The sequence below is a fragment of the Halomonas sp. BC04 genome (assembly GCF_000568385.1).
On sequence record NZ_AZQX01000011.1, the window covers coordinates 1 to 7,936 of the forward strand.

Annotated in this window: 10 protein-coding genes and 3 pseudogenes; 7 read left to right on the forward strand and 6 right to left on the reverse strand. The window is 60.4% G+C overall.

What is annotated here, in order from left to right; translation table 11 throughout:
* The 5 genes and pseudogenes from Q427_RS30860 to Q427_RS01095 form a co-directional block, all read right to left on the reverse strand.
* Positions 1–306, reverse strand: a pseudogene (locus tag Q427_RS30860) (hypothetical protein); the annotation flags it as partial.
* 44 nt (positions 307–350) lie between these two features.
* A complete protein-coding gene (locus Q427_RS30865; protein WP_155833412.1) occupies positions 351–701 on the reverse strand; it encodes a hypothetical protein in 351 nt (116 codons plus the stop codon).
* Positions 702–1,200: 499 nt separating this feature from the next.
* Positions 1,201–1,407 (reverse strand): annotated as a pseudogene (locus Q427_RS36640) (integrase core domain-containing protein); the annotation flags it as partial.
* Positions 1,408–1,595: 188 nt separating this feature from the next.
* Positions 1,596–1,988 carry a hypothetical protein gene (locus Q427_RS30875; RefSeq protein WP_197030442.1) on the reverse strand — a complete coding sequence of 131 codons (393 nt, stop codon included), beginning with the start codon at positions 1,986–1,988 and terminating at the stop codon, positions 1,596–1,598.
* 122 nt (positions 1,989–2,110) lie between these two features.
* On the reverse strand, positions 2,111–2,335 hold the full coding sequence (locus Q427_RS01095; RefSeq protein WP_197030443.1) for a DUF1153 domain-containing protein: 225 nt from the start codon (positions 2,333–2,335) through the stop codon (positions 2,111–2,113).
* Between the two features lie 535 nt (positions 2,336–2,870).
* On the opposite strand from Q427_RS01095, the gene Q427_RS01105 reads away from it, so the two are divergent.
* The 7 genes and pseudogenes from Q427_RS01105 (at position 2,871) to Q427_RS01130 (ending at position 7,506) form a co-directional block, all read left to right on the forward strand.
* The gene (locus Q427_RS01105; protein ID WP_051496025.1) at positions 2,871–3,515 is read left to right on the forward strand and encodes an alternative oxidase; all 645 of its coding nucleotides are present in this window, start codon (positions 2,871–2,873) and stop codon (positions 3,513–3,515) included.
* 196 nt (positions 3,516–3,711) lie between these two features.
* Positions 3,712–4,362: a metallophosphoesterase gene (locus tag Q427_RS01110; protein WP_043510324.1), complete on the forward strand. Its 651-nt coding sequence runs from the start codon at positions 3,712–3,714 to the stop codon at positions 4,360–4,362.
* A 60-nt stretch (positions 4,363–4,422) separates the two neighbouring features.
* On the forward strand, positions 4,423–4,743 hold the full coding sequence (locus Q427_RS01115; protein ID WP_155833414.1) for a hypothetical protein: 321 nt from the start codon (positions 4,423–4,425) through the stop codon (positions 4,741–4,743).
* A gap of 75 nt (positions 4,744–4,818) precedes the next feature.
* Positions 4,819–4,974, forward strand: coding sequence for a hypothetical protein (locus tag Q427_RS30880; protein ID WP_155833415.1), 156 nt, complete (start codon positions 4,819–4,821; stop codon positions 4,972–4,974).
* 138 nt (positions 4,975–5,112) lie between these two features.
* Positions 5,113–5,526 (forward strand): nucleoside diphosphate kinase regulator, encoded by a 414-nt coding sequence (gene rnk, locus Q427_RS01120; RefSeq protein WP_043510327.1) that lies wholly within the window; start codon positions 5,113–5,115, stop codon positions 5,524–5,526.
* Between the two features lie 54 nt (positions 5,527–5,580).
* Positions 5,581–6,197 (forward strand): annotated as a pseudogene (locus tag Q427_RS01125) (LysE family translocator).
* Between the two features lie 301 nt (positions 6,198–6,498).
* Positions 6,499–7,506, forward strand: coding sequence for an EAL domain-containing protein (locus Q427_RS01130; RefSeq protein WP_043510328.1), 1,008 nt, complete (start codon positions 6,499–6,501; stop codon positions 7,504–7,506).
* A gap of 51 nt (positions 7,507–7,557) precedes the next feature.
* Here the strand turns inward: Q427_RS01130 and Q427_RS01135 are convergent.
* On the reverse strand, positions 7,558–7,936 hold a 379-nt coding region (locus Q427_RS01135; protein ID WP_269321184.1), incomplete at its 5' end, for an acyl-CoA dehydrogenase family protein.

Here is a 7,936-nt window from a genome sequence, read left to right on the forward strand (position 1 = left end):
CACTGAGCAGGCATAAGGAAGCCCGTGCTTCATAGAGAGAGCATCAATAATTGCTATATATTCTTCAAAATATGGCTTAGGCAAGAGAAGTGGCTCACCACCTTGGATCACAAAATTAATATATTTATGCCCTCGCGCAATACTGTTTGAAAAAACAACGTCAAGTGAATTAAGTAATAACAGTGGATTTAAGCGCTTAGGCAGCGCAGACCAATCTTTATGATCGTAATTATATTCATAGCAGTAAGTGCAGCGAATATTGCACTGGGAGGTCACCTTGATAACTACTTGCCTTCCTTGTTCCACACCCTTACCCTCAAAAAATCATCATCCATTTTATATTCACACATCTACTCACTATCTTTTCCGTCAAACTCACGAAGCCGTTGAATAACTTCAGTTATATCAGTAGTCCCTTCCCTTAATTCCTCATTTAACTTACCTATACTCGGGACTGACTGCGGGTACCCCCATCCAGCCTTTAAGTAACCAGTTTCGCTAATTGTAAACTGAAGCTTATCTCGCCATCGTCTTAGAACTTCAGCTTGTTGCTCTGGGGGCAACCCAGAAATCGTATGATGTTTGCTGTTCTCAGAAGCATTCGTAGTTCCTAAAATAGATGACTCTGCTAACGACGCTGAAGTCTTCAAGAATTGTCGACGCTCTGAGCTATTATCATTTCCATCTGAGGAATTAGACATCAGCAACTCCTTATTTGATTTTCTGGGCTATAATTTTAGCTATAGCGGAGTCTTCATAAATTGCAAGATGTCACTAGCTTCAGTGCTTAACAACACCTTGCCTATCGCTTATAAAGCTTTGTTTATAAATATAAAATTGGATTTTCGTCATTTCATGTGAATTTGGCCTGATCGAGCATGCGGCCCACAGGGCTGCCAATCAGGTAGATCATGGCGATGAAGTTGGCCTCGTGCCGGTAGCCGCGTGCGCGTGACCTGGGAGCCGATCGATACGCTCTCGTGTCGGCAGCAGGGCGGGAAGCGCAGGTCCCGGATTGCTGGTTGGCGGCGACTAAGCAAGCCCAGGCCAAAAAATGATCAGAGGGAGGACGTTGAAGGTGCCTGGCTCAGGCTAAATGATGGTTGTTGAAATTCTTACGATTAATCGTTACCGCCTCTGCAGCGGACGCTCGTCCGCTGCAGAGGCGGGCGTGTAATGCACCCCTGGTTTCTGCACACCCTACGCTGCTAATGCAGGGTGTGCTCGGGGTGCCACATAGCCTAGTGACTGATGTGGCCGTTCTTCGTTGTAGTACCGGATCCAGCGCCCGATGACTGCTCTAGCTTGGCCCAACGACTCGAATCGATGCTGCCAGATGCACTCCTCCTTCAAGGATCGGAAGAAGCGCTCGACGAGACTGTTCTGCTCCGGTGTATACGGCGTCGTAAACTCCTGGGTGGGCCCTAGGCCTCACTGTGCCCGTGTAGTGGCGACTGCTGAAAACCAGGCCGTAGTACCTCCGAAACCTTTTGTGGAGGGCAGCCATCGTGGCCTAAGAGTTCCTTGTGTGACCCTCATCATCACAAGGAGACCAACGATGACTGCCCCTCTTGAGCTTGCTTACGTCAGACACGCTATGGGTTGCGATTGACATCGCCAAGCGCTACCACGATGTGCTGATCCGCTGGCCCGTCGATCCTTTCCACACCACACGTGGGTGAGATCGGTGGCCCATCGCCCGTCAGGCCTTGAGGCGACTGACGGCAGGCTCCTGGCGCGAGGCCGGAAGCCTGAGGCCGTTTGCGCACTTGCCAGCCCTTTAGTTGCAAGATGCGCTGAATCGGCTTGCGGTTCTCACCCAGCACGCACGCCAGACGGCGATAGCCATAGGTGGGGAACCGGTCCAGAGCCAGCTTAACCCTGATGGCCAGCTCGGCATTGATCACGCGACGCCGCGGCTTGGGGCGGTAATACAGGGTCCGCCGGGGAAGCCCCAGCCACCGAAACAGCTTGACCAGCGATACCACATGGCCTTCCTGGGCCATTTCCGCCTGCAGCGACCTTACGAGTTCTCGTCCTCGTCGAGCAGGCGCCGCCACTTTTTTAGGGCGTAGATCTGCAGGTGGGCCTCGCCCAGCGCCTCCTTGGTTTACCGCAACTCAGATTCGTACTTTTCGCGGATGTCCTTGGGGCGGGCCTTGAATCCGTTCTCCATGCTGCGCTGGGCCTCATCGATCCAGCCCTCGACCTCGGATACGGTGAGGTCGTGCTGGTGAGCCACCTCAGCGACCGTGGTCTTGCCCTTGAAGATGTCCATGACCACAGCGGCCTTGCGCTTGGCGGTCCATCGCTTGATGGGATTATCGTCACTCATCCTGTCCTCCTGATGGCTGCATATAGCCTGTGCAGCTCAGAAGGGGGTCACTTCAGGAACGCCATCGGAAATAGGGGCGAGGGTTTTTCTACAGCCTCGCTATGTGGTCGCAGTTTGGTCGCAGACGGCAGCGGTTCCATGCTGCTTGTGTAACCAGTGTAAATTCTTAAGTTAATGTTCTATAGATAAAAGCCCGTAGCAAGCGCGGCCTAAGATTGTCGAAAAACGGATTCAAAATCCGCCGGGTGCAAGCCCTTGTCGGTTCGAGTCCGACCGCCGGTACCAGATAAAAAACAGTCGCTTACGAGCGGCTGTTTTCGTTTCTGGCCCTCCCTCTTTCTAGTGCGTGGTCGCATTTGACGGCTCAGGGGCTCTCCTGGCTGCCTTCAGTGTAGGGCCTGGAGGTGTCTACGAAACCTGGGGCGATTCAGGCTGAGTGCCGGGATCGGCGAGGGGAACCGCCGGGCATGGCGAGAGTCACTAGTGGGTAGCAGGTTATTCATGTGCCTGCCAACCGATCCAGGGAGAGAGCTGCATGAGTTCCAGTGACGCGTCCTCGCTGTCCGAAACACCCCTTCGCCGCCACCATCGCCCCGAAGGAGTTTCCGACTGGTGCGCCTACCGGCTGGTGCGCTTCATGCGCATCTTTGCCGACCTGTTCTTTGCCGGTCGCTACGGCCACCGCGCGGTGGTGCTGGAGACGGTGGCGGCGGTGCCGGGCATGGTCGGTGGCTCCCTGCAGCACCTGCGAGCGCTGCGAAAAATGAAAGATGACGATGGCTGGATTCGTACCCTGCTCGACGAGGCAGAGAACGAGCGCATGCACCTGATGACCTTCATCGAGGTGGCGCAGCCATCCCGGCTGGAACGAGCCCTGATCCTGGTGGCCCAAGGGATGTTCTACAATCTCTTTTTCCTGCTCTACCTGTGCTCAAGCAAGACAGCCCACCGGGTGGTGGGCTATCTCGAGGAAGAGGCAGTGATGAGCTATACCGAGTATCTCGAGGGCATTGACAGCGGCAAGTACGAGAACATTCCGGCGCCGCAGATCGCCATCGATTACTGGAAGCTACCGGCGGATGCTCGCCTTCGCGAGGTGGTCGAGGCGGTGCGGGCCGATGAAGCCGAACATCGCGACGTCAACCACGATTTCGCCAGTCAGATCGCCGGCGGTCGCTGACCGCCGCCCCCCTTTTCTTGCAATGTATTACCTCGCTTTTTCCCCTTTGGTTTCTCCCCGTTTCAATGCTTGATCGCAGCCGACCCTCGCTTCCGGCGATATCTCGACCGTCGGCGTCGGCATGATGGCACCGCAGCGGAGGCGAGCACTCCAATGTGACGGCTACCCACTCAAGTGGTGACCAGGAGCAACGACGATGAACCGACTGGAAAAGCATGAAGCGAACACCAGGGGTCGTGACTTCTTCGTCGGGGACATCCACGGACAGTTCGACCTGCTGATGGACGCTATGCGCGGCGTCCATTTCGACAAGGAGGTGGATCGCCTGTTCTCCGTAGGCGATCTGATCGACCGCGGTGCCGACAGCTTCAAATGCCTCTCGCTGGCATTCGAACCTTGGTTCTACTCTGTTCGCGGCAATCACGAGATGCTGGCTCATGATGCATTGCAGGATCCAGGCAAGGCCTGGGACCTCTGGCAAATGAATGGTGGCAGCTGGGTGTACCTGGAAAGTGCCCATGAGGTTCGTGCCACTCTCGATGAAGCCCTGCGTCACCTGCCTCATGCTCGGCAGGTTGCAGTGGCGGGCAAACAGATCGGCATGGTTCACGCCGAGCCGCCCGACGATTGGGCGGACATTGAGATCGTCGACAGTCATCGTCTTGTCTGGGGCCGAAACCGCATCAGCAGCATGGATACGGCGCCGGTCACCAGCATAGACGCTGTGGTCGTGGGCCACACCATTGTCGAGGAGCCAACTACGCTAGGTAACGTTCACTATATCGACACCGGGGCCTTCACCACGGGCCGCCTGACCTTGTTTGAGGCAAGCGAGGTGGTGTCTTGAGCTGGCATATCCACCGCTATGATATTGTAGGGCTATAGCGATACCGGCGAGGGGACGAGCATGGGGATGGAGGACCGGGAGGAGAGCTGGAAGGAGGGGGACCGGCGTGAGGGCCGGCCGCCGGCCGGGTGGTTGCGGCGTGGTCGCGAAAGCGCAGGTGATGAGTTCGTCGATGAGGCGGGCTTTCCACCCAGGCCGCATCGGGTTGGCCGTCGCACGGTTGAGAAGCCCGGAAGGCGCGGCTTCCACGTGGTCAGTTTCCTCATCGGCAGCGCGGTGACATTCGCCCTGTTGATGGTGGTGCTCAACCTTAGCCCGGAAGCGCTCTACGTCCCCTTCGAGATCACCCGCAGGGCGCTGGAGGTCCTCGGCGTGATGTGACCTTCCGCTATTTCCTTGATGTGCCTCAGTATCGACGTCATGCTGGCGACTATACTGAACGGTAAGGAGTGCGTCATGGGTGTGAAGTGGTTCGCCGCGGCATTGATCGTGCTGGGGGTGGGTTTGACCCTGTTCGGCTTTCAAACCCAGAACCCGGCGCTGTTCGTCGGGCTGACGCTGGCCGTGCTGGGTGTCGTGGTGGTTCTGACAAGTCGCCGCAGTCGGCAGTAAGGGCCTGACAACGCCCGCCATCGGGCTTATCATATTGCCATCGTCACAGTCCTTCTCCCGATCACGGGCGAAGGGCTGTTTTTGTTGTAAGGCCGGCCGCACGTTCATCTATCGTTGGCTGGCCACAAGGAGGTCGTCATGTCCCCCCGTCCCCCCATTCTCATCAACCGCCTGGATGCCGACCGCCTGCAGCGCCTGATCGACCAGGCGGACGACAAGGATCGTTTCGTTGCCGACTGCCTTGAGGAGGAGCTCGAGCGGGGCCAGGTGGTCGACCCGGAAGAGATCCCCGAGGATGTGGTCAGCATGAATAGCCAGGTGCAGTTCACCGACCTTAACCGTGACCGGCAGATCATCCGTACCCTGGTCTATCCCCACGCCCTGGCCCAGACCGAGGACGGTATCTCGGTCATGGCGCCCATCGGCGCAGGGCTGATCGGCCTGCGTATCGGCGACGTCATCGACTGGCCGTTGCCCGGCGGCGGCGAGACCAAGCTGCGCATCGATGCCATCCTGTGGCAGCCGGAGCGGGAAGGGCAGTTCCACCGCTGAGTGGATGGGCGGCGCTGCCAAGGCGGCGTCGGACGTATCAAAGAGAGGATCAGGATGCCGTTTTCGCTATGGATGTCGCTGGTGGCGGTCTGCGCCATGGGGGCCATGTCGCCCGGGCCCAGCCTGGCACTGGTGCTGCGCCACACCCTGGGTGGAGGTCGTGCCCCCGGGGTGGTGGCAGCGCTTTTTCATGCCCTGGGGGTGGGCTTCTATGCCCTGCTGACCGTGTGGGGCCTGGGAGCGCTGATCGTGCGCTTCCCGGCACTGTTCCAGGCCATCACCTGGGCGGGGGCGGCCTACCTGGCCTGGCTCGGCATCAAGGCACTACGCGCCGGGCGAGCCGGCGCCCTGGAAGCCACCGGCATGGCCACGACCCGCAGCCAGGCGGCTCGGGAAGGCATGCTGGTGGCGCTGGGTAATCCCAAGCTGATCCTGTTCTTCATTGCCCTGCTCAGCCAGTTCGTCACTCCTGACATGAGCCTGGCGGCCAAGGCGATCATCGTGCTCACTGCCATGATCATCGACGGTGGCTGGTATGTGCTGGTGGCAGTGTCGCTGTCCCACTCCCGAGTGCTTCCCTGGCTCCAGAGCCGCGCCCACTGGATTCATCGCATCACCGGTGTGATGTTGCTGGCCCTTGCCTGCGGGTGGTGGTCGGCCCTCTCGGCTGACAGCGTTGACAGCCGGCACGGCCTCGCCCGGGGGATGATGATAGCCTCAAGGCTATTCGAAAGCGGAAGCCCCCATGGACGTTTTGTCGATAGAAGAGGAGGACCGTGCCCTGGCCGTGGTCCTCGATGAGGATCCCGATGTGGTGGCCGTCCTGTCGCTCCAGCTGCATGTACTGGGTATGGAGAGCCGCTGCTACCGTCGGGCCGATCTGCTGCTGGAAGAGATCGACGAGTGTGCCCCTCAACTGGTCATCATGGGGCTTGAGTTCGGCGACCCGGATGGGATAGCCTGCTGCGCCTGTTGGCCGAACGGCGCTATGGCGGCTGGGTGCTGCTGCTGGGCGGCGTCGAGCGCAAGATCTCGCGCATCGCCGAGCGGGTGGGGCACACCCTGGGCCTGCAGATGCTCGGTTCGCTGGACAAGCCGATGCGGATGGCTGAGCTGCGTCAACGGCTGGACCGGCTGCATCTGGGGCGCAAGCCGACCATCGCCCCCGAGGACGACCCCTTCTTTTCCGCCGCCGAACTCGATCGGGCCCTGGAGAGGCACGAACTCACCCTTCACTACCAGCCACAGTTCGAGCTCGCCACGGGCCGGCTGAGCGGCGTCGAGGCGCTGGTGCGCTGGACGCACCCCGAGATCGGCCTGATCGGGCCGGCCAGCTTCCTGCCCATGCTCACCGCCGGCCAGAGCCGTCGGCTGACCTGCCACGTGCTCGAGCAGGCCCTGGCGGATGCCGAGCAGTGGGCAAGCATGGGCGTGGTGCTGTCGCTGTCGGTCAATGTCACCGCCGATGACCTGATGGAGTCGCAGCTGCTCTCGCTGACACGTCACCGCCAGCCGGGTCAGCCGCCCCTGGTGGTGCTCGAGATTACCGAGACGGCGGCCATGGATGACGAGCTGCTGGGCTCGGAAATTGCCGCCCGGCTGCATCTCAACGGGATGGAGGTCTCGGTGGACGACTTTGGCGTGGGTTTCTCGTCGCTGTCGCGGCTGCAGATGCTGCCGATCAGCGAGCTCAAGATCGACCGCAGCTTCGTGCGCCACCTGCTGCAGGACTCCCAGGATGCGGCCATCGTCGAGGCGGTTGCCCTGCTGGGGCGTCGCCTGGGCATCCGCGTGGTGGCCGAAGGGGTCGAGGAGCTCGACTGCCTGCCGACTCTGGCCCGCTTCGGCTGCACCCACGTCCAGGGTTTTGGCCTGTCGCGGCCGGTGCCGGCGGACATGATTCCCGCGCTGGCTTCGGATCAGTCGCCGATCCGGGCCAGGATCGCCGCCAGCGGGGCGTTGGCCGGCATCACGCCGTAGGCCGGGCTGGCTTCCACCCCAAGGCGTGAGCGACAGAAGGTCTCGGCCACCTCATGGGGGGCGTGGCGCAGTAGCAGGGATGCCTGCAGGCACTGTGTCAGGCGCTGGGACAGCAGCGTGCCCTGGCCTCCAGCCATCGGCGGGCCTCGACAGGTCGCGCTCCAGGCCGGCCAATGCCAGGTCGAAGTCCGGCTGCTGCCCCCGTGCCGCGGCCAGCTCGTCCCGCAGGGCGGCGATCGACTCGGGATGCCGGGCCAGAACCCGCAGCAGGTCCAGGCACATGACGTTGCCAGACCCCTCCCAGATCGAGTTCACCGGCGCCTCCCGGTAGAGTCGCGCCAGCGGTGTCTCTTCCACGTAACCGATGCCCCCCAGGCACTCCATGGCCTTCGGCCATGAACCGGGGCCGCGCTTGTTGTGCCAGTACTTC